Origin of the sequence: Streptomyces alkaliterrae (assembly GCF_007097205.2) — a bacterium.
In the GTDB taxonomy this organism is placed as follows: Bacteria; Actinomycetota; Actinomycetes; order Streptomycetales; family Streptomycetaceae; genus Streptomyces; species Streptomyces alkaliterrae.
On record NZ_VJYK02000070.1, the window covers coordinates 1 to 21,077 of the forward strand.

The 21,077-nt window shown below is 71.7% G+C and carries 19 protein-coding genes; 13 read left to right on the forward strand and 6 right to left on the reverse strand.

What is annotated here, in order from left to right; translation table 11 throughout:
• The first annotated feature begins 262 nt into the window (after positions 1–262).
• On the forward strand, positions 263–577 hold the full coding sequence (locus FNX44_RS09215) for a hypothetical protein (RefSeq protein WP_143647518.1): 315 nt from the start codon (positions 263–265) through the stop codon (positions 575–577).
• A gap of 413 nt (positions 578–990) precedes the next feature.
• On the opposite strand, the gene FNX44_RS09220 is transcribed toward FNX44_RS09215, so the two are convergent.
• Entirely contained in the window at positions 991–1,995 is a 1,005-nt protein-coding gene (locus FNX44_RS09220) for a hypothetical protein (protein WP_143647519.1), read from the reverse strand.
• Positions 1,996–3,004: 1,009 nt separating this feature from the next.
• Between FNX44_RS09220 and FNX44_RS09225 the strand changes: the two genes are divergently transcribed.
• The 8 genes from FNX44_RS09225 to FNX44_RS09260 all read left to right on the forward strand — a co-directional run bounded on the left by FNX44_RS09225 (position 3,005) and on the right by FNX44_RS09260 (position 10,714).
• The gene (locus tag FNX44_RS09225; RefSeq protein WP_143647520.1) at positions 3,005–3,670 is read left to right on the forward strand and encodes an urease subunit gamma; all 666 of its coding nucleotides are present in this window, start codon (positions 3,005–3,007) and stop codon (positions 3,668–3,670) included.
• Entirely contained in the window at positions 3,648–5,483 is a 1,836-nt protein-coding gene (locus FNX44_RS09230; protein ID WP_323369175.1) for an urease subunit alpha, read from the forward strand. Before FNX44_RS09225 ends, FNX44_RS09230 begins: the two co-directional genes overlap by 23 nt.
• 47 nt (positions 5,484–5,530) lie before the next feature.
• Positions 5,531–6,205, forward strand: coding sequence for an urease accessory protein UreF (locus tag FNX44_RS09235; protein ID WP_143647521.1), 675 nt, complete (start codon positions 5,531–5,533; stop codon positions 6,203–6,205).
• A gap of 27 nt (positions 6,206–6,232) precedes the next feature.
• A complete protein-coding gene (gene ureG, locus FNX44_RS09240; RefSeq protein WP_143647522.1) occupies positions 6,233–6,949 on the forward strand; it encodes an urease accessory protein UreG in 717 nt (238 codons plus the stop codon).
• Positions 6,950–6,989: 40 nt separating this feature from the next.
• Positions 6,990–7,742 carry an HNH endonuclease family protein gene (locus FNX44_RS09245; protein WP_143647523.1) on the forward strand — a complete coding sequence of 251 codons (753 nt, stop codon included), beginning with the start codon at positions 6,990–6,992 and terminating at the stop codon, positions 7,740–7,742.
• A gap of 276 nt (positions 7,743–8,018) precedes the next feature.
• Complete coding sequence (locus tag FNX44_RS09250; protein ID WP_143647524.1) at positions 8,019–9,266, forward strand: VWA domain-containing protein; 1,248 nt, start codon at positions 8,019–8,021, stop codon at positions 9,264–9,266.
• Entirely contained in the window at positions 9,266–10,144 is an 879-nt protein-coding gene (locus tag FNX44_RS09255; protein WP_143647525.1) for a hypothetical protein, read from the forward strand. Before FNX44_RS09250 ends, FNX44_RS09255 begins: the two co-directional genes overlap by 1 nt.
• A 99-nt stretch (positions 10,145–10,243) precedes the next feature.
• On the forward strand, positions 10,244–10,714 hold the full coding sequence (locus FNX44_RS09260) for a type II toxin-antitoxin system PemK/MazF family toxin (RefSeq protein WP_323369176.1): 471 nt from the start codon (positions 10,244–10,246) through the stop codon (positions 10,712–10,714).
• A gap of 60 nt (positions 10,715–10,774) precedes the next feature.
• Here the strand turns inward: FNX44_RS09260 and FNX44_RS09265 are convergent, their stop codons facing one another.
• Together FNX44_RS09265 and FNX44_RS09270 are read right to left on the reverse strand one after the other, a co-directional pair.
• Positions 10,775–12,010, reverse strand: a complete 1,236-nt coding sequence (locus FNX44_RS09265) for a CapA family protein (RefSeq protein WP_143647526.1) — start codon at positions 12,008–12,010, stop codon at positions 10,775–10,777.
• 167 nt (positions 12,011–12,177) lie between these two features.
• Positions 12,178–12,963, reverse strand: coding sequence for a class I SAM-dependent methyltransferase (locus tag FNX44_RS09270; RefSeq protein ID WP_143647527.1), 786 nt, complete (start codon positions 12,961–12,963; stop codon positions 12,178–12,180).
• Between the two features lie 178 nt (positions 12,964–13,141).
• On the opposite strand from FNX44_RS09270, the gene FNX44_RS09275 reads away from it, so the two are divergent.
• Entirely contained in the window at positions 13,142–13,858 is a 717-nt protein-coding gene (locus tag FNX44_RS09275) for a PIG-L deacetylase family protein (protein WP_143647534.1), read from the forward strand.
• Positions 13,859–13,889: 31 nt separating this feature from the next.
• Here FNX44_RS09275 and FNX44_RS09280 read toward each other — a convergent pair whose 3' ends face one another.
• The 3 genes from FNX44_RS09280 to FNX44_RS09290 form a co-directional block, all read right to left on the reverse strand.
• On the reverse strand, positions 13,890–15,194 hold the full coding sequence (locus FNX44_RS09280) for an MFS transporter (RefSeq protein WP_323369177.1): 1,305 nt from the start codon (positions 15,192–15,194) through the stop codon (positions 13,890–13,892).
• A 159-nt stretch (positions 15,195–15,353) separates the two neighbouring features.
• Entirely contained in the window at positions 15,354–15,905 is a 552-nt protein-coding gene (locus FNX44_RS09285; RefSeq protein WP_143647528.1) for a methylated-DNA--[protein]-cysteine S-methyltransferase, read from the reverse strand.
• A 92-nt stretch (positions 15,906–15,997) separates the two neighbouring features.
• A complete protein-coding gene (locus FNX44_RS09290) occupies positions 15,998–16,984 on the reverse strand; it encodes a glycerophosphodiester phosphodiesterase (RefSeq protein WP_143647529.1) in 987 nt (328 codons plus the stop codon).
• 172 nt (positions 16,985–17,156) lie between these two features.
• Between FNX44_RS09290 and uvrB the strand changes: the two genes are divergently transcribed.
• The 3 genes from uvrB to FNX44_RS09305 form a co-directional block, all read left to right on the forward strand.
• Entirely contained in the window at positions 17,157–19,343 is a 2,187-nt protein-coding gene (uvrB, locus tag FNX44_RS09295; RefSeq protein ID WP_143647530.1) for an excinuclease ABC subunit UvrB, read from the forward strand.
• A gap of 211 nt (positions 19,344–19,554) precedes the next feature.
• The gene (locus FNX44_RS09300) at positions 19,555–20,133 is read left to right on the forward strand and encodes a TerD family protein (protein WP_143647531.1); all 579 of its coding nucleotides are present in this window, start codon (positions 19,555–19,557) and stop codon (positions 20,131–20,133) included.
• Between the two features lie 100 nt (positions 20,134–20,233).
• Positions 20,234–21,077, forward strand: an 844-nt coding sequence (locus tag FNX44_RS09305; protein WP_438948030.1) for a TerD family protein, incomplete at its 3' end; no start/stop codon positions are given.

Here is a 21,077-nt window from a genome sequence, read left to right on the forward strand (position 1 = left end):
CACCCCGACGTCCGCCGCCTCACCCCCGACCTCGAACAGCAGGTCCGCGACGGCACCCTCACCGCCACCCTCGCCGCCCACCAGATCCTCACCACCTTCGGCGTCTGACGCGACGCGCAGTGGGCGGCGAACGACACAACACGCCGGCTGGGCAAAGGTGAGCAGCCGCGAGGATCACCCCTGTGACTGACGCAACCTCCGATAGTCCGCGTCACCCGGTCGCAGTGATCTGCAAAGAGGCGGCTGAGGCCACGAGGCGCGGTTGGTCGAGACACACGGCGTCTGCGTCCTGCTCGCCCCGGAGGCCGGCGCCAATCTTGTGGTGGCCTATGACGAGCGAGAGGCCGCGCTCTGGATCGACCACTACAAGTGGTCGGAATACGAGTGGACGACGGAGGACCAAGGCGAGTTGGATTCACTCGCGGGGGCTGTCCGCGCGGTCCAGAGCGGCGACGCGGAGCTTCACTTCCGGCAGGAAGGGCGCAACCTCGGCTTTCTCGGCGGTCGCGTCGGGCTGTTCCCCAGGGGAACAGCCCGACGCGACCTGCTAATCGGCCTTGGCCGCGAAGCAGGATGAAAAGGTCTCCGGTGCCCGTTCTGCCAGCCCTGTCTGCCGGTGCCTCTCAGCGACACTACGGCACTACAACCTCAACGCAGACAAGCCGGCGAAGATCTCACGGTGACAAGTGGTCGCGAACACTGCATAGCAGGACGATTGCTCCGGCTGCCACCGTGGTGTGATCCCCGGAGCAATCGCCAGAATAGCTCAGTCTGTTGTCCGCTCTTCAGCGCTCGACGGCCGTCGGAGCACGCGCCTTTCGACGGCATCCATGGCTGTCAGCGTCGCGAAGCAGGCCCCGGCGGGCCAGTACCACGCGAGATCCAGCAACAGGGCGACGCCCAAGATGCAGGCGAAGGAGGTGGGCCAGAGCCACCACGGTCGACGCAACTTCACTCCTTCAGTAAGGGTGGCAGGCGCACACACGGACGCTACTTGCAGTTACCCGCGCTCACTTTACTCAGCTTGCCGTTCTTGGGCATCAGCCTGGTCTGATAGCAGGCGGTTGCTTTGAGGCTCTTGTCCTTGACGACGTGCTTCAGGAAATTCCCGTAGTCCTTGAGTGTCTTCAGTCCCACGGCGCCACAGATCATTCCTGCCACGCGCTTTACGACTGCATGTGGGATCTTGTCGAGGACATTGCATGAAGCCAGGTTCGTGAAGTACGCCACGGTGGCAGCCCCGGCGGCGTAGGATTTCCACTCGGCGCCGGAGGCATTGAAATAGATTCCTACGCCGTACGTCAGCTTCGGGTCGGCGACGACGGGGAAATGCGTCTCCTCGTCTGTCGATATGTGCTGTACGAGTTCGCCGTTGATGATCTCGTACCTCGTCGGCACTGGGTTGCCGTTCTTGTCCTTTGCCCAAGGGGCTTCGACCGAGCCGAGTGACAACTTCACTCCGTCTGCGGTCTTTTGAGCGATCTGGTATCCCCCGTCGGGAGTCTTCTCCAGCTCGGAGCCTTCCGGCAGTCTGAGGTCGAACCGGTAGGAACGGGGAGCCGAGTCGTTCTTGAGCGTGATCAGGGTGCGTGCGCCGCCGTCTGTGGTGGGCTGAACCGCGAGGTCGGCAGCCTTGAGCGCGTCACGGTATGTCACCGTGCCGGCACTGGATACGGCGCCACGAGAGCTGGCCGCGCCAGGTAGTCCAAGACTGACAGCGCCGGCGGCGGTGCTCATGCGCACTGCACCGTCTGCGGTGTCGGGGACGTGGACAGTGACGTTGCCGGCGGGTGTGGGAACGGTTGCCTCGGCAGCGGCCCCTGCTGCGTCCTTGGACGCGGCGATGTCGTCGGTTCCTGTCACTGTTTCGACGAACTGAAGATGGTCGCTGGAGATGTTGTCGGTCGACGCCTGTGCGTAGCCCGCGTGAATAGTTCCCGCGATGGCGAGAGCTGTCAGCACTGCGGTTGTTCGTATTCTGGCTGTGCTGTTCATTTCCCCGAATAATTCTGATTCGCAGAAAGCCTGGTCAGGGCTTCTGAGGATGTGCCATCTGCAAGTAGTTGCAGCGGTGTGAGTATATACGGTCGATGTTGATGGTGTCCAAGCTTCCAGTCGCCGGCTCTACGTTGCGGTCACTCGTGTTGCCGAGATACTTCGCCACTGCCGCTCCGAGTGGTTCGAGATCCCAGCGGTCCGCGATTGCTGAGTCCGGGAGCGGCGTCGCTCAGGTAGGCCCTTTTCGGCCGCACGTGTTCGCGTCCTTCAGGGGCGCACTCCGGGAGCTCGTTTGTCGCCTCGGAGGACGAACGCGACTCGAGGTGGCGGACCCGCGGACGGTCGGCGGACTCGTAGCGCAGAACGAGCGTCGCCCGCGCGCTGTGGCGTTCGTCGGCTTGCTGAGTTGCAGCGCCAGCTTTGTCGGCAAGCGTCCTCGTCTTTCCCCGCGCGATGTTCACCGATCTCGGCCGGTCCGGGCCCGGCGTGAGGTGGTGCGCCGAGTAGAGCTCGTCGCGGCATGGTCGTGCACCGCCACTCCGTCGTTCCCCACGATCCTCAGCCAGGCCGCTGTGTCGGTGCACCTCGTCAGGACAAGGGGGAGTCCGACTACCGCCATTTCCGTCGCACACGGCGATCTTCCTGGAGGCTGGCCGAGCGTTTGTGGCATCCGGCACGAACACCTCAATTCTGTTGACGTGCAGGGCGTGCGCTCGTGTCTCCGGCGCGAGCGCGCTTCGACGCGGACGGGAGAGCGCCGGCAGCCCGCCGGGCATCGGCGGGCGTGAGCGTGTCGGGCGCCTGCGCCGCAGTGCGGCGCTGCGCGCCGGGCGTGGGCGCTGGTGCTGCGGGTTCACACGTTCCGGGCAAGTGCCGTTGGTATGGGACCTGGCGGTGGGCGGCGGGGCGCATGATGCGGGGACACACGGCGGTAACGGGGATCTGACCGTCGCGAAACGCTTGCAGGCAAGGGTCGAAGTGACCGAGCGAGGAAGGGGGAAGGGCGTTGCATCTGACTCCGCACGAGCAGGAGCGGCTGATGGTCCACGTCGCGGCGGACGTCGCGCGGCGGCGGCGCGAGCGCGGGCTCCGGCTGAACTACCCGGAGGTCATGGCGCTGTTGACGTCGCACGTGTACGAGGAGGCACGGGCGGGCGCGACGGTCGACGAGATCATGGAGTCCGGCCGTCATGTGCTCAGGCGTGCCGAGGTCATGGACGGCGTGCCGGAGATGATCTCCAACGTCCAGGTCGAGGCGACGTTCCCGGACGGGACGAAGCTGGTGACGATCCACGATCCGTTCGACGAGCCGACGGCCGATGTGGTCGTCCACCCGGGGAAGTTGGAGTTGCTTCCTGACGACTTCGAGCACGACATCGTGCTCAACGAGGGGCAGGAGCCGGAGGTGCTGCCGGTCGGGAACCACTCGGACCGGCCGGTGCAGATCGGTTCGCACTACCACTTCGCCGAGGTGAACGAAGGGCTCGACTTCGTCCGCGAGGACGCGCACGGTAAGCGGCTGCACATCGCGTCCGGCACCTCGGAGCGGTTCGAGCCGGGGGACGAGCGGGAGGTGCGGCTGGTGCCGATCGCCGGCGAACGCGTCGTGCGCGGGCTGCGGCCAGGGAAGAGCGACGAGGAGGCGCGCCTTGACGACCGACAGGGAGACTGAGGACCCGCCGGGCCGGCTGCGGCGGTCCCGTTACGCCGACCTCTACGGTCCGACGACCGGGGACCGGGTGCGGCTGGCGGACACCGGTCTGGTGCTGCGGATCGACGACGACTGGTGTGGCGGCCCCGGTCGCGCCGGCGACGAGATGATCTTCGGCGGCGGCAAGGTGATCCGGGAGTCGATGGGGCAGTCGCACATCCCGCGTGACGACCCGCGCGAGCCCGTCGACACGGTGATCACCGGCGCGCTTGTGCTGGACCACTGGGGCGTGGTGAAGGCGGACGTCGGGCTGCGGGGCGGGCGCGTCCACGCGATCGGCAAGGCGTTCAACCCGGAGACGATGACGCCCCGGCCCAACGACGACCCGCGCGCCCGCGACTTCGTCGTCGGCCCGGAGACGGAGGTGATCTCCGGGAACGGCCGCATCCTCACGGCGGGCGGCGTCGACACGCACGTGCACTTCCTCTGCCCCGGGCAGATCCACGAGGCGCTGGCCGCCGGAGTCACGACGCTGATCGGCGGCGGCACAGGCCCCGCCGAGGGCAGTTCGGCTACGACCGTGACGCCCGGCGAGTGGCACATTCAGCGCACGTTCGAGGCGTTGGACGAGTTCCCCGTCAACATCGGGCTGCTCGCCAAGGGCAGCACGGTGTCGGAGAAGGCGCTGCACGACCAGGTCGCGGCCGGCGCGCTCGGCTTCAAGATCCACGAGGACTGGGGTGCGACACCGGCGGTCATCGACGCCGCGCTGCGCGTCTGCGACGCGACGGGCGTGCAACTGGCGCTGCACGCCGACTCGTTGAACGAGTCGGGGTTCGTCCACAACACTCTCGCCGCGACGTTGGACCCGGAGGCGGACGACGAGCGCTACCGCAGTCTGCACGTCTTCCACGTCGAGGGCGCCGGCGGCGGCCACGCGCCCGACATGATCAGCCTCGTCGGCCGCCCGAACGTGCTGCCAGCGTCGACGAACCCGACGCGGCCGCTGACGGTCAACACCGTCAAGGAACACGTGGACATGATGATCGTCTGCCATCACCTCAACCCGGAGGTGGCGGCCGACATGGCGTTCGCGGACTCCCGGATCAGACCGTCCACCATGGCCGCCGAGGACCTGCTGCACGACATGGGCGCGATCTCCATGATGTCCTCCGACGCGCAGGCAATGGGCCGCATCGGCGAGATGATCATGCGGACCTGGCAGACCGCGCACGTCATGAAGTCCCGTTACGGCCACCTCGACGAGGACACCGCCGACGCCGACAACTACCGCGCCCGCCGCTACGTCGCCAAGTACACGATCAACCCGGCGATCACGCACGGCATCGACCACGAGGTCGGTTCCGTCGAACCGGGCAAGCTCGCCGACGTGGTGCTGTGGGAGCCGAAGTTCTTCGGCGTGAAGCCGCACATGGTGATCAAGGGCGGGCAGATCGCGTACGCGCAGATCGGCGACGCCAACGCGTCCATCCCGACGCCGCAGCCGTTCCTGCCCCGCCCGGTGTGGGGCTCCTGTGGACGCGCGCCCGCCTCCAACTCGGTTAACTTCGTCGCCGAAGCGGCCGTCGGGGGGCCGCTCGCCCAGCGCGGGCTGGGCAAGGAGCTGCGGGCGATCAGGTCCACGCGAGGCGTGACCAAGGCCGACATGATCCACAACAACGGCCTGCCGGAGATCGTCATCGACCCCGACTCCTTCGACGTCACCATCGGCGGCGCCACCACCTCCGACGTGCGCACCACCGTCGACGGCCGACTCGTCGGACGCCACTACGCCACCGAACTCCCGATGGCGCAGCGGTACTTCCTCTTCTGAGCCATATCGACGCCGTCTCTACCGGCGAAAGGCGGACCGCTCACCCGATGCCCCGCACCGCCCTGCTCGTCCTGGCCGACGGCCGCCTTCCCGCCGGTGGGCACGCCCATTCCGGCGGCGTCGAGGCCGCCGTCACCGCCGGCCGGGTGCGCGACGCCGCGGACCTGGCGGCGTTCTGCCGGGGCCGACTGCACACCGCCGGGTTCACCGCCGCCGCGCTCGCCGGCGCGGCCGCCACCGGTCACGACGCCCTGACGCTGGACGACGCCGCCGACGTCCGGACGCCCGTACCGGCGCTGCGGCAGGTCAGCCGCCGCCTCGGGCGCCAGCTGACACGCGCCGCCCGCGCCGCCTGGCCGTCACCCGAACTCGACCGGCTGCACCGCGGGCGGCCGCGCGGCGCGCACCAGCCCGTCGTGCTCGGCGTCGCCGCCCGCGCCGCCGGGCTGACGGCGTTCGACGCGGCGCTGGCCGCCGCCTACGAGAGCGTCGGCGGACCCGCCTCGGCGGCGGTCCGCCTGCTCAGCCTCGACCCGCTCGACGCGACGGCGCTGCTCGCCCGGCTCGCCGTCGAACTCGACGACGTCGCCCGCCGCGCCGCCGACGCGGCGGCCCGTGTCGCCGAGGAGGGCGTCGACGCCCTGCCCGCCGCGTCCGCCCCGCTGCTCGACATCACCGCCGAACTGCACGCCGCCCGTCACACCCGCCTCTTCGCATCCTGAACCCCCCTCGCCACCAGGAGAGTTGCCGTGCACCTCGACCATCCGACCACGTTCCCCGAGCGCCATACCCACAGCGCCGAGCCGCTGCGCCCGGACGGCAGCCGCCGCCACACCCTGCGGGTCGGCCTCGGCGGACCCGTCGGCTCCGGCAAGACCGCCACCGTCGCCGCGCTCTGCCGCGCCCTGCGCGACGAGGTGTCCATCGCCGTCGTCACCAACGACATCTACACCCGCGAGGACGCCGAATTCCTGCGCCGCGAGGCCGTACTGCCGACCGAACGCATCACCGCCGTCGAGACCGGCGCCTGCCCGCACACCGCCATCCGCGACGACATCTCCGCCAACCTCGAAGCAGTCGAGCACTTCGAGGAGACGCTGGACCCCCTCGACCTCGTCCTCGTCGAGTCCGGCGGCGACAACCTCACCGCGACGTTCTCCCGCGGCCTCGTCGACCTCCAGCTCTTCGTGATCGACGTGGCCAGCGGCGACGACATCCCCCGCAAGGGCGGCCCCGGCATCACCACGGCCGATCTGCTCGTCGTCAACAAGACCGACCTCGCGCCGTACGTGGGCGCCGACCTGGACGTCATGGCGGCCGACGCGGAACGCCAGCGCGGCGCGAACCCCGTCGTCTTCACCAGCCTCGCGACCGACGACGGCATCGTCCCCGTCGTCGACTGGCTCACCCCCCACCTCGCCGAGAGGCGCGCCTCCGCCGCGCGCCGCGCCGAGGCCACGGCATGACCGTCGACACCCGCCCGCCGCCGCCCGCCCCACCGACTCCGTGTCCGCAGCCCCGGCTCCGCGCCGAACTCTTCGATACGCCACGCCGCTTGTCGTCGCGTCGCTGCTGCTCGGCGGCTGTGCGCTGGAGGACGATCCCGCCTCGGAGAAGCCGGGCGAGGGCCGCCCGTCGTCGCCGTCGGCCGGTGGCGCCGTCACCGCGCTGGCCAAGCTGACCGTCAGGGAGTCGGGTGGCAAGGAGGGTTACGACCGGCGGAAGTTCGGCTCGCCGTGGGCCGACATCGACGGCAACCGCTGCTCCACCCGCAACGACATCCTCCAGCGCGACCTCGACGACGTGAAACTCGCCGACGACGACTGCACGGTGGAGAGCGGCACCCTGACCGACGACCCGTACACCGGAACGACCGTGGAGTTCACCCGCGGCCGCAGCAAGGTGGACATCGACCACGTCGTGGCGCTGTCGGACTCCTGGCAGAAGGGGGCGGCCGACTGGGCGCCCGCCAAGCGCATAGCCCTGGCCAACGACCCGCTCAACCTGCTGGCCGTCGAGGCGTCCGCCAACCGGCAGAAGGGCGACTCGGACGCGGCGGAATGGCTGCCCGCCAACGAGTCCTACCGCTGCGAGTACGTCGCCCTCCAGATCGCCATCAAGCAGAAGTACGAGATGTGGGTGACACCCGCGGAGAAGCAGGCGATGTCCGGTGTGTTGAACACCTGCGCGGACCAGCGGCTGCCGGCGCCAGGCGAGGCGCCGACCGAGGCTCCGGACCGCTTCTCGGCCCCCGACTAGGGCCTGTCCGGCGGGTCGCAGCGGCGGCGCGGTGCCGGGCACCCGCGCTCTCCGCTCCGCCTGCCTCCGGCCGGGGGTACCCCCAGTCGTCGGTCGCCGAAGCTCCGCTTCGACTCCCTCCTCCGCCTTGAGACCGCAGGCACCAGACGCCGCTCCTTCACCCGCTCCGATCCGCCGGACAGGCCCTGGTTGCCGGGCCGCCGTCCGGGCGGGCCGGCAACCAGCGCCGCGGTCGGCCGGTTTGGCGCACGGGCCGGTGGTCAATAGGATCCGCCAATGATCATAGGAAGGCGGTCGGCGGCGGCGCTCTGCGCGATGCTCGTCGGCCTTGTGGCAGCAGGACTGCCCGGCAGTGCGGCGGCCGAGCCGGTGGGCGAGGACGCTCCGCCGCCGAAGGTCAACCTGGTACTCGACGTCAGCGGCTCGATGCGGGCGAAGGACGTCGGGGGACAGTCCCGGATGGCCGCGGCCCAGCAGGCGTTCAACGAGGTCATCGACGCGGTCCCGGACGGAGTCCACCTCGGCATCCGCACGCTCGGCGCCAACTACCCCGGTGAGAACAAGAAGTTGGGCTGTGTCGACAGCGAGGCGCTGTACCCGGTCGGGGAGGTGGACAAGACCGAGGCGAAGACGGCGGTCGCGACACTGCGTCCGACCGGCTGGACCCCGATCGGCTACGCGCTGCGCGGCGCGGTGAAGGACCTGGGCGACGGCGAGGGAAGCCGCCGGATCGTCCTGATCACCGACGGCGAGGACTCCTGCGGCCAGCCCGACCCGTGCGATGTGGCGCGCGAACTCGCCGCCAAAGGCACCCAGTTGACCGTCGACACGCTGGGTCTTGCCGCCGACGACAAGGTGCGTCGACAGCTCGGCTGCATCGCGGAGGCCACCGGCGGCACCTACACCTCCGTCCAGGACACCGACCAACTCTCCGACCGCCTCAAGCAGTTGGTGCGCCGCTCGGCGGACACCCCGCTGGAGAACCCGGCGCCCGCCGAAGGCGGCGAGCGGTGCGCGGACGCCCCGCTGCTCACCTCGGGCGTCTACAGTGACCGCGCCGAGTTCGGCCAGCACCGCTGGTACCAGGTCGAGTTGCAGCCCGGCCAGGAGTTGCGCGCCGCGCTGAGCGTCGCGGCGGACCGGGCCGTCGACCGCGACTACGCGGTACTGCTGCGGGCGGTCAGCGAACGTGGCACCGAGCTGGTGCGCGGACGTGAGGCCGGCAGCGGTCGGACCGACGTGCTCTCCACCGGACTGCGCTATCCCTGGAACGGCGAGGAGGAGCGGACCGTGTGCCTGGAGGCCTCCCACGCCTTCTCCGCCCCGGCGTCCGTACAGCGCACTCCGGGACTGCCCGTCGAACTCACCGTCGACGTCGTCGAGGCGGCGGACACCGCCGATGTGGCGTTCTTCGGACTGGCCCGCGGTTGGATACCGGTCCTGCTGCTCACGGTGACCGGGCTGGCCGCCGGCCTGCTGGCCGGTCTGATCGGCCGCCTGCGCAACCCCGTCAGGAGGGCCTGATGCGCGTCAGAAGTCCGAGGCGTGCCCACCGCCTGCGCACCTGGACGGCCGCCGCCGCGCTCGCCGCCACCGCCCTGATCGGCGGCGCCGCCCCCGCGCTCGCGGACGGCGACAACGGCGGGAACAGCGGTGACGACGGCGGCGCGGTGACCGAGGCGGGCACCACCTTCCGCGGCGCGACCGTGCTCGAACCCGGGCAGGAGGGCAAGGCGGCGGCGTCCAGCAGCGACTACCTGTACTGGGCGTTCGGCGCCGGAGCGGGCCAGCGCCCCACGGTCTCTGCGACCGTGCGCCTGCCGGAGTCTTCCACCCGCAGCGGCACGTCCCGCTGGCAGCTCTCGCTGCACGACGGACTGCGCCGCGCGCAGCCCTGCGCGACCGGCACCCACACCCGCACCGCGCGGCAGGACGTGGCCGAGGTGCGGCTGCGCTGCACGCTGCGGCCGGTGCAGCCGTGGGCCGACACCTGGTCCGAAGACCCGCTGCCCGGCGCGTACTTCGTGCGGGTGGCGGCCGTCGGCCTGCCGGAGCAGGACCGCGGGCTGCCGATCGAGGTCTCGGTGGAGGTCGACGCCGGTTCCGCCGGCGGCGCCCGCCGGGGCGGCGGCGACCTCGGCGGCCCGCTGGTGCCCTCGCTGCACGCGGGCACCGCGCTTGCCGGGGGTGACGCCGCAGACGGCACCGGCGGCACCGGCGGCACCGGCGGTACCGAGGGCGACGCGGAGGCGGATCGCCGGACGCTGGAGCTGGCCGAGCCGGACGGCGGCTGGTCCGGGTCCTGGTGGTCGGACCGCTGGCTGTGGACGGCCGGCGGGGGAGTGGCCGGCGCGCTGGCGGCCGTCGGCGGCTATCTGTGGGTCCGCCGCCCGCGGGTCTGAGGCCGGCGCGTCCCGGGAGCACGGCGCTCCCGGGACGCGCCGACCGGTGGTGGGGGACCGCCTGCCGACCCGTCACCGCGGCGCAGTACCGTGTGCCCGGTGAACCCGCGAACAACCGTGACAGACAACGCCGCTGACGCCCCGCCGCCCCTCGGCAGCACCGGCCCGACCGCCACCCGGGAGGTGTCCGGTACCACCGTCGGCCCGGTGCGCACCGAGTACGCGCCCGACCCCGACGGCGAGCCCGACCCGGGCGAGATCGTCTGGACCTGGGTGCCCTACGAGGAGAACGACGGTCGCGGCAAGGACCGCCCCGTGCTGATCATCGCCAGGGAGGCCGGGGACACCGTGCTCGGTGTGCAGCTGACCAGCCGCCGGCGGGACGACGACCACGAGTGGGTGGGCATCGGCAGCGGCCCCTGGGACTCCGCCGGCCGCGAGAGCTGGGTCGATCTGGACCGGCTGCTGCGGATCCATCCGGCCGGGATGCGCCGGGAGGCCTGCGCCCTGGAGGTGACCAGGTTCGCCGGGGTCGTACGCGGACTGCGGCGACGCTACGGCTGGCGCTGAGCGCCCTGCCAGGACGGACGGCAGAACGGACGGGCGGTTGGTCGGACGGGCGCGGCGTGCTCAGCGCCCCATCACCAGCCCGTCGTCGGCGGCGCCCCGGCTGAGCACGGCCCGGCTGATCAGCTCCCGTGCCCGCCGGTACTCGCCGGGCTCGTCCGCCCGGCCCCGGCCGCGGGCCAGGTTGACGATGTCCACGCGCGGCCGGTTGACCACCAGGTGCGGTACGTACTCCGCGCGGGTCACCCGCCAGGCGCCGCCGGGCCGCTTCGGCGGTGCGAAGGCGAACCGGGCGGCGCTGCCCATGGCGCCGCGCGGATCGCTCATCTCACCTACGAGCTGGTCGCCCATCCCGTAGACGACCCAGGTGCCGTTGACCTTCTCGTAGGCCTGGGGAACGTGGGCGTGGGTGCCGATGATCAGGTCGATGTCCCGGCGGCCGTGGAACCTGGACGCGGTGAGCTGGTCGGCCAGCCGTAGTTGGTCCTCGTCGGGCTCCTCCTGCCACTCGGTTCCCCAGTGCGTGCTCACCACCACGACGTCGGCGCCGGACCGTCGGGCCGCCCTCGCGTCGGCGATGATCCGGTCCGGGTCGATGAGGTTGACCAGCCACGACTTCGGCTTGGCCATCCGGACGGGGTCGGTGCCGGGGCTGACGTTGCTGCCGTAGGTGTACGCGAGGTGGGCGACGCGGGCGTCGCCGGCGCGCAGGATCGGCGGGCGCGCCCGCTCGGTGGCCGAGCGCGCGGAGCCGACGTGCCGCAGCCCGGCGGCGTCCATCGCGTCGAGGGTTCGCACCACACCCGCGCGGCCGGCGTCCAGGGTGTGGTTGGAGGCCGTGGAGCAGGAGTGGTAGCCGGTGTCCCGCACCGCCTGCGCGATCTGCGGCGGGGTGAGGAAGGTCGGGTAGCCGCTGAAGGGTCCGTCGGCCGCGCCGAAGACGGTCTCCATGTGGCAGATCGCCAGGTCCGCGCCGGCGATCGCGGGAGCCGCGCCGGACAGCATCCTTCGGAAGTCGTGGCCGCGGCCGCCGGCGTCCCGGCGGGCCTGCTCGATCACCGAGTCGTGCGGCAGGATGTCGCCGGTCGCCACCAGGGTGAAGCCGGTGGTTGCCGGCCGATCGGCCGTGGTGCCGGAACGATTCTGCCCACTCTCGGCCGACTGTGTGGGGTGCCGACCTGGAGCCTGCGTCGATGGTGGCTGGCCGGCGCAGCCCGCCGCGCCGCCGAGCAGGACGAGGGCGAGCGCGAGTGCCAGGGCGACGCGTGTGCCGGTGACGGTGCCGAACCGTGCCACCATCTGACCCCCGTTCAGTGGACGATATGACTACTCCACTCATCGGCCCTTGGTGGCGGCGCGGCGGTAGCCGCGCCGGACGCGTCACCCGCTCGGAGCGCCGGTACCGGCCGGACGGCGCAACCGGCCCGGGCCGCGAGCCGGGTGGAACGCCGTGGCCCGCCCGCCGCTCACTCCGTGTGGCGCACCCTGATCCGCGACTGCTTGTGCGGCAGCTCGTCCCATGCCGGCATCGGGTGCGCGCGCAGCCCGTAGGACTCGGCGAGCGACAGCAGCGTGCGCGTGCGGTAGTAGAAGTCCTCCCGCAGCACCTGGTGTTCGGTGCCGTCGGTGCGGTTGTAGGTGAAGTCGAAGAACCCGCCCGGCGCCAGTACCCGGCCGACGTGCGCGAAGCACTCGTCGATCACCTCCAGCGGGGAGTGCGAGAAGACGCTGTGCGCGTGCACGACCGTGAAGTAGCCGTCCGGGAGATGGGCCAGCCGCAGATCACGGACCAGCGTCAGATACGGCAGCTTCTCGCGCAGCCCGTACTCGGCGACAGTCTCCTGCGCGGCCAACAGGATGTCCGGTGAGATGTCGATCCCGTGGTACTGCCCGGGGCCGAGGTGGTCGATGAACAGCCGTCCGGCGCGGAGGTTTCCGCAGCCGATCTCCAGCATCCGGTCCGCGGGCGTGAGACCGTTCGCGGTGAGGAAGTCGAACTGCATCTGGCCCAGGGCGAGCCAGCGGTCGTGCGTGGCGCTGCCGACCGCCGCCTCGGGGTTGCGGCTGGTGTCGTCCTTCATCACGGCGCGGTAGTAGGCGATGTGGTCGCGGCCCGCCTGCCCGCGCAGCCGCAGGTCGCGCACCAGGCGGCGCAGATACGGCGGCACCCGCTCGGGGTGCCGGGCGGCGTACCGGATGCGGTGGCCGAGGGAGGCGCGGTTCGCGCGGTGGGATTCGGTGGTCTGGGCCATGATGCTGCCTTTCGCCGTGGGCTCCTGACGTGCGGTCGGCCGAAGGACGCGCCGGTCGCGCCTCCGGCCCCCACCACCAGCGTGCTGTGTGACGATCGTTTTGACAGCACGGCGCGACAGGGACCACCCGAGGAGGGCACACGTGGCCGAACGACAAGAGGCCCGAAAGCTGGAGGACATGCCGCAGGACTGGGAGCGCGCACTGGCGGTCGTCGCGCACCCCGACGACCTGGAGTACGGCGCGGCGGCGGCCGTCGCGCACTGGACCGACCAGGGCAAGGACGTCCGCTATCTGCTGGCCACCCGCGGCGAGGCCGGTATCGACGACCTCGAACCCGGGCAGTCCGCACGGGTCCGGGTGGCCGAGCAGCAGGCGAGCGCTGCGGTCGTCGGGGTGTCCGAGGTGGAGTTCCTGGACCACAGGGACGGGGTGATCGAGGAGGGGATCGCGCTCCGCCGCGACCTGGCCGGCGCCATCCGCCGCCACCGCCCGGAGCTCGTCGTGATGCTCACCCACACCGACACCTGGGGCCCTGGCTACTGGAACTCCGCCGATCACCGGGCCGTCGGCCGCTGCACCCTGGACGCCGCAATGGACGCCGGCAACCGCTGGATCTTCCCGGAGCAGCTCGCCGAGCAGGGCCTGAGGCCCTGGAACGGCGTGCGGTGGGTCGCCGCCGCCGGTGCGCCGGACCCGACGCACGTCCAGGAGGTCACCGACCGGGACGTGGAACGGGCCGTCGCCTCACTGGCCGAGCACCGCGCCTATCTGAGCGCCCTCAGCGACGAGGAACCGGCGGAGTACGCCAGGACCTTCCTGAACGGGGTGCTCGAGGGCATGGCGGAGCAGACCGGCGGGCGGCAGGCACTCGGCTTCCGGCTCTACCCGCGCTAGTGACCTGTCCAGCGGATCCGCCGGACAGGACCTAACCCGGCCCGGACGTGTCCGCACCCGAGGCGGCGGACGCGTCCGCCGGCTCCGGTGCTGACGCCCGCCTGCCGAGCACGTCGAGCACGACAAGCGCGGCGACCGGCAGCAGCAGGGCGGCGGCCAGCGCGTTCAGCCAGCCGTACCCGGCCTGGGCGACGACCAGCCCGGACAGCGCGCCGCCGGCCCCGGCCGCCGCGTTCATCGAAAGGTCGGACAGGCCCTGCACCCCCGCCCGGGAGGGCTGCGGCACGCTGTCCGTCAGCAGCGCGGAGCAGGCCACCATGCCCGCCGACCAGCCGAGCCCCAGCAGGAACAGGCCCGCCGCGCTCTGCGTGTGGTGGCCGCCGGCGGTGCCGGCCAGCGCGGTGGCCCCACCTGTCAGGGCCACGGCCAGCCCGATGACACTGAGCCGCCCCAGCCGGTCGGCGAGCCAGCCCAGTAGCGGCGAGAAGGCGTACATCCCGGCGATGTGCCCGCTGATCACGAGGCCGACGAGCTGGAGGTCGGCGCCGTGGTGGTGCAGGTCGATGGGGGTCATCACCATCACCGACACCATCGCGGTGTGCACCCCGGTGATGGTGACCAGGGCGAGCCGGGCGCGCGGCGAGGCGGCGACCGCCGCCAGCGCCGCGCGGATCGACCGGTCCGCGCGGTTGTCGCCCTCGGCATCGCCGGCGAGCGCCCGCGCGGTCAGCAACGGGTCGGGCCGCAGCAGCGCCCACACCAGAGCGGCGGCCAGTAGGAAGATCAGCGTGCCCCAGACAAACGGACCCGCGGCCTCCGGGAGGCCCAGCTCGCGCGCGCTGCGCCCGGCCGGCGCGGCGATGTTCGGCCCGGTCACCGCGCCGACCGTGGTCGCCCACACGACCAGCGAGATGGCCCTCGCCCGGTGGGCCGGCTCGGCCAGGTCGGCGGCGGCGAACCGGGCCTGGAGGTTGGCGGAGGAACCGGCGCCGAACAGCGTCATACCGGCCAACAGCAGCGGGAAGCTGCCGACCGTCGCAGCCAGGACCACCACCGCGCCCCCGGCGGCGCCGAGCAGGTAGGCGAGAGTGAGGCCCGCGCGCCGCCCCCGGGCGGCCATCAGGGAGGCCAGCGGCAGCGACAGCAGAGCCGTGCCGATGACCGAGGAGGTGGTGGCCAGTCCGGCGAGCGCGCTGGACCCGCTGATCTCCTCCGCGAGCACCGCCGCGAGCGCGATGGCCGTCGCCACGCCCAGTCCGCCGAGCACCTGGCTGGCCACCAGGACGGCCGTCGTGCGGCGGCGTACGGCGGGCAGATCGTGTTCCGAGAGGGCCACGAGTGCCGCGGGGCGCGGGCGTCTCGGCACTCGGTCCGCCGATGGCCGTGCGGGGGCTATGTCGTCCACGGGGTCGTCCACGGCGGAAGTCTGCCAGGCCCCGACCTGCGACCGCACGGGGTTTGCGGCCCGCCGCCGACCGGCCTCCCTCCCCTGACCTCAGGGGAACAGCGGTTCCGGCAGCACCCCCTCCAGAGCGAGCAGCGTGCGCTTGGTCTCCAGCCCGCCGCTGAAGCCGCCTATGCCGCCGCCGCTGGCGACGACCCGGTGGCAGGGCACGATCACCGGCAGCGGGTTGGCGCCCATCGCCACGCCGACCGCACGCGCGGCACCCGGCTCCCCCACCCGCCGGGCCAGCTCGCCGTACTCGACGACGGCCCCGAACGGGACCGTGTCGAACAGGGTGCGCAGCACCCGGGCGTGGAACGCGGAGACCAGCGCCCAGTCCAGCGGGAGGTCGAAGACACGCCGCGCGCCCGCGAAGTACTCGTCGAGCTGGTCGGCGGTCGCGGCGAGCAACGGCTGTTCCGGGGCCTCGACCGGCGCGGCGGCGAACCGGTCGGCGAGCCTGTCGAGCGCACGTGCCAGCACCGCGTCGCGGGCGTGGAAGGCGACGGTCACCAGCCCGGTGGCCGAGGCGGCGAGCAGCAGCGGACCGACGGGGTACTCCCGGACGGTCCAGGAGACATCCGAGGACGGGTTCCCGGTCATGTGACGACCATAGGGCCCGCCACCGACAACGCCGCTCGCCCCGGCTGTCTGCCGGGGCGGGCGGCGTCCGCACGGGTGTCGCCGGAGGAGTGTCAGCCGCCGGCCCGGCCGCCGACGGCGTCCCTGACCACGTCCGGCCGGTTGGAGATGATCCCGTCCACACCCATGTCGACAAGTCGCCTTGCGGTCGCGGCGTCGTCGACGGTCCAGGTGAACACCTCGAGACGCTGGCCCTGCGGGCCGCGCAGCCGGTGGACCGCGTCGACGTACTCCCTGGTGACGGTGGTGTGACGGGGGTTGATCTGGTCGGCGAACCGCGCGTAGTCACGCAGCTGCGAGACGGGCGGAGTGCCCAGGAAACCGGTCTTCACCCGGGGGGCCTGCTGGTGCACGACCCGGACCGAGTCCGCGTTGAAGCTCTGCACCACCAGGTCGCGGCGCTTGCTGTAGTTCAGCCAGCCCTGGTCGCGCAGCTCCTTCAGCACCTCCCGCTCGATCCCCGGGTAGAGCTCGGGCTTCTTCAGCTCCAGCAGCAGCTTCTGGCCGTTCTCCGTCATCCGCGCGAGGAACTCCGAGAAGGTCGGCACCTTCTCCCCGGCGTACTCGGACGAGAACCAGCTGCCCGCGTCGAGCTGGGCGATCTCCTCCGCGGTGAAGTCGGAGACCTTCCAGGGCGCCCGGTCGGGGAAGACCCGCTCCACGTCGGTCGTCCTTGCCAGGGTCTCGTCGTGCATCACCACGAGTTCCCCGTCGCGGGTCCGCTGGACGTCGTTCTCGACCCAGTCGATGCCGAGGTCCCGGGCCTTGTCGGCGGCGGCCAGGGTGTTCTCCGGGGCGTACGCGGAGGCGCCCCGGTGGGCGATCACCCGGACGCCGACCGCGCCGCGGGGCAGCCGCTCGTCCGGCGCCGCGGTGGTCGGCAGCGGTACGGCGGACACCCGTTCGGCGACCGTCCGGGTCGGCGGGGTGTCCGGGCCGGCGGCCGCCTGCTGGAGCGGCTGGGCCGGGCCGATGGTGAGGACCAGCGCCAGGACACCCAGGAACGCGGCGGTGAGAACGGTTGCGGGGCGAAGGGGCACAAGATCTCCTCACGTCTGCTGGTGCGTGACGGGGCCTGCGAGGGCCGCTCCGACCCTCCGGACCGGCCCAGGACGAGCGTCACCGCCGCACCCGACGCGGGGATGGGCGGCAGGTGGGTGTCGGATGGCCGTGCGCTGAACTTTGTCGGTGGTGGGCCGTACGGTGGATGACATGCGGCCCGTATCCGAGATCACACGCAAGGTGGCGCCTTTCGAGGTAGTCAGCCCCTACCAGCCCAGCGGCGACCAGCCGACGGCCATCGCCGAGCTGGCCGGACGTATCGAGGCAGGGGAGAAGGACGTCGTACTGCTCGGTGCCACCGGCACCGGCAAATCGGCCACTACGGCGTGGATGATCGAGAAGTTGCAGCGCCCGACGTTGGTGATGGCGCCCAACAAGACGCTGGCGGCCCAGCTCGCCAACGAGTTCCGCGAACTCCTCCCGAACAACGCTGTCGAGTATTTCGTCTCTTACTACGACTATTACCAGCCGGAGGCGTACGTACCGCAATCCGACACGTACATCGAGAAGGACTCCTCGATCAACGAGGAGGTCGAGCGGCTGCGGCACAGTGCGACGAACTCGCTGCTGACGAGGCGGGACGTGGTCGTCGTGGCCTCCGTCTCGTGCATCTACGGTCTTGGTACGCCGCAGGAGTACGTCGACCGGATGGTCCCGCTGAAGGTGGGTCAGGAGATCGACCGGGACGCGCTGCTGCGCCGACTGGTGGAGATCCAGTACTCCCGCAACGACGCGTCATTCACCAGGGGCACGTTCCGGGTGCGCGGCGACACGATCGAGGTCATCCCCGTCTACGAGGAACTGGCCGTGCGGATCGAGATGTTCGGCGACGAGATCGAGGCGCTGTCCACGCTGCACCCGCTCACCGGCGAGGTCGTCACGGACGACCAGGAGGTCTACATCTTCCCCGCCTCGCACTACGTGGCGGGCGAGGAGCGGATGCGGCACGCGATCGCCGGCATCGAGCGCGAGCTCCAGGAGCGGTTGGAGACGCTGGAGCGGCAGGGCAAGCTGCTGGAGGCCCAGCGGCTGCGGATGCGGACGACGTACGACCTGGAGATGATGCAGCAGATCGGCAGCTGCTCGGGCATCGAGAACTACTCGCTGCACATCGACGGCCGGGAGGCGGGCTCGCCGCCGCACACCCTGCTCGACTACTTCCCCGACGACTTCCTGCTGGTCATCGACGAGTCGCACGTCACGGTGCCGCAGATCGGCGCGATGTACGAGGGCGACGCCTCCCGCAAGCGCACGCTCGTCGACCACGGTTTCCGGCTGCCCTCCGCGATGGACAACCGGCCGCTGAAGTGGGAGGAGTTCCTGGAGCGCACGGGCCAGACGGTCTACCTCTCGGCGACCCCGGGGAACTACGAGCTGTCCCGCTCGGACGGCGTTGTCGAACAGATCATCCGGCCGACGGGCCTGGTGGACCCGGAGGTCGTGGTCAAGCCGACGGAGGGCCAGATCGACGACCTGGTCCACGAGATCCGGCTGCGCACCGAGCGGGACGAGCGCGTCCTGGTCACCACGCTCACCAAGAAGATGGCCGAGGACCTTACGGACTACTTCCTGGAGCTGGGCATCCAGGTGCGCTACCTGCACAGCGACGTGGACACGCTGCGCCGGGTCGAGCTGCTGCGCGAACTGCGCGCCGGCGAGTACGACGTCCTGGTGGGCATCAACCTGCTGCGGGAGGGCCTGGACCTGCCCGAGGTCTCGCTGGTGGCCATCCTGGACGCCGACAAGGAGGGCTTCCTGCGCTCCGGCACGTCCCTCATCCAGACCATCGGCCGGGCCGCGCGGAACGTCTCCGGCCAGGTCCACATGTACGCCGACAAGGTCACCGCGGCCATGGCCAGGGCGATCGACGAGACCAACCGCAGGCGCGCCAAGCAGATCGCCTACAACAAGGAGAAGGGGATCGACCCGCAGCCGCTGCGCAAGCGCATCGGGGACATCGTCGAGCGCATCGCACGCGAGGAGCTGGACACCGAACAACTGCTCGGTACCGGCTACCGCCAGGAGCGGGAGGATGCCCGGAGGGCCAAGGCCCCCGTGCCGGACCTCGGCCGGGACAGCCGTGCCGCCAGGGTCGCCGCCGACGCCGTCGCCGAGGCGAAGGGCGGCCGCAAGGCCGGCCGGGGGGCGAAGGCCGACGGCGCGATCGTCTCCACCGACAAGCCGGCGGAGGAACTGGCCGCCCTCATCGAGGAGATGACCGAGCGGATGCGCGCGGCCGCCGCCGACCTCCGGTTCGAGGTCGCCGCCCGGCTGCGGGACGAGGTCGGCGAACTCAAGAAGGAGCTGCGGCAGATGCGGGAGGCCGGCATCTCCTGAGCGGGTATCTCCGGAGCGGGCGTCCGCCGGGTGCGCGGCGCGCGTGGGCCGGACGGGTCGCGCCCGCGCGCGCCGGGCGCGCGCGTACCGGGCCATGTTGCAAGACCGCCACAAAACCGGGGGACCCGGTGGGGTCTGTCAGAGCCAGTGCGTAGGGTTCTCAGGAGCCGTCGGGAGACGGCGGCGTGGGTATGTCGAGAGGGGAACACGCGTGTCGGTCAACTTGTCCAAGGGACAGGCGATCAGTCTTGAGAAGTCCGGCGGCGGCACCCTGACCGCGGTGCGGATGGGTCTCGGCTGGCAGGCCGCCGCCCGCCGTGGGCTGTTCGGTAAGCGCACCAAGGAGATCGACCTCGACGCGTCGGCGGTGCTCTTCGCTGACAAGCAGCCGGTCGACGTGGTGTTCTTCCGTCACCTCACCAGCGACGACGGCTCCGTGACGCACACCGGCGACAACCTGGTGGGCGGCGCCGGCCAGGGCGGGGACGACGAGGCCATCCTCGTCGACCTGCAGCGGGTGCCGGTGCACATCGACCAGATCGTCTTCACGGTGAACTCCTTCACCGGCCAGACGTTCGCCGAGGTGGAGAACGCTTTCTGCCGCCTGGTGGACGAGACCAACGGCCAGGAGCTGGCCCGCTACACGCTCGCCGGCGGCGGCCAGTACACGGCGCAGATCATGGCGAAGGTGCAGCGGCAGGGCAACGGCTGGTCGATGCAGGCCATCGGCGAGCCGGCCAACGGCCGCACCTTCCAGGACCTGATGCCGGCGATCCTGCCGCACCTGTAACGGGCGCGCGGACGTGTGGCCCGGCGCAGCCCGCCGGGCCACAGCTGTTCCGGTCCGCCCGTCCACGAGCGGACCGCGCAACCCCGGTGTGGAAACCGGGATGACACGAGCACACGAGCGACGAGCACGCGACACCCAGTGGTGGCGGCGGCAGCGACGAAGGGGCGCGACGATGACGGCCGAGCTGGTGCGGGGGCAGAACCACGCCCTGCCGGAGAGCCGACTGGAGATACGGATCTCGGCCGGCGACCCGGTACTGGCCGGGGCGGTGCTCGTCGACGCCGCGGGCCGCACCTCGGACGCCGGTCGGGTGGCCCACCCGGGCGCCCCGAACCTGCCGGGGCTCGAGTGCTCCCGGCAGGCCGCCGCCTTCCACCGCCTCGCCGTCGACCTCCAGGCGCTGCCGGCCGGCGTGGAACAGGCGCGGGTACTGCTCGCCCTGCCGCAGGGCGTGGGCGGCCCGCTCTCCTTCGGCCCGCTCGCCGCGCCGTTTGTCGCCGTCACCGGTGCGGACGGCAAGGAGATCGCCAGCTACACCATCGTCGGACTGGGCAGCGAGTCCGCCCTCATCGCCGTCGAGCTGTACCGCCGCCAGGGCACCTGGAAGGTGCGCGCGGTGGGCCAGGGCTACGCCGACGGCCTCGCCGCCCTCCTCGCGGACCAGGGGCTGAGCGAGCCCGACAAGCTGGCCGAGCGCATGCACCAGGCCGTCGCCGGCGGCATGGCCCGCTCCCTGGCCGCGCCTCCCGGACGCGGTGCGGGTCGCGGTGCCGCGGGCCGCGGCGAGCCCGACCGGGACGCCGAGCCGGCGTCCGGCGCCCCGGACCCGGCGGCCGGCGGCGGACCCGGCCCCTCGACCGGTACCGGCGAGTCCCGGCAGGCGCCCACCCAGGGCGACACCGGCCGCGTCGACTACCGTCACCCCCGCCGGCAGACCACCGCCC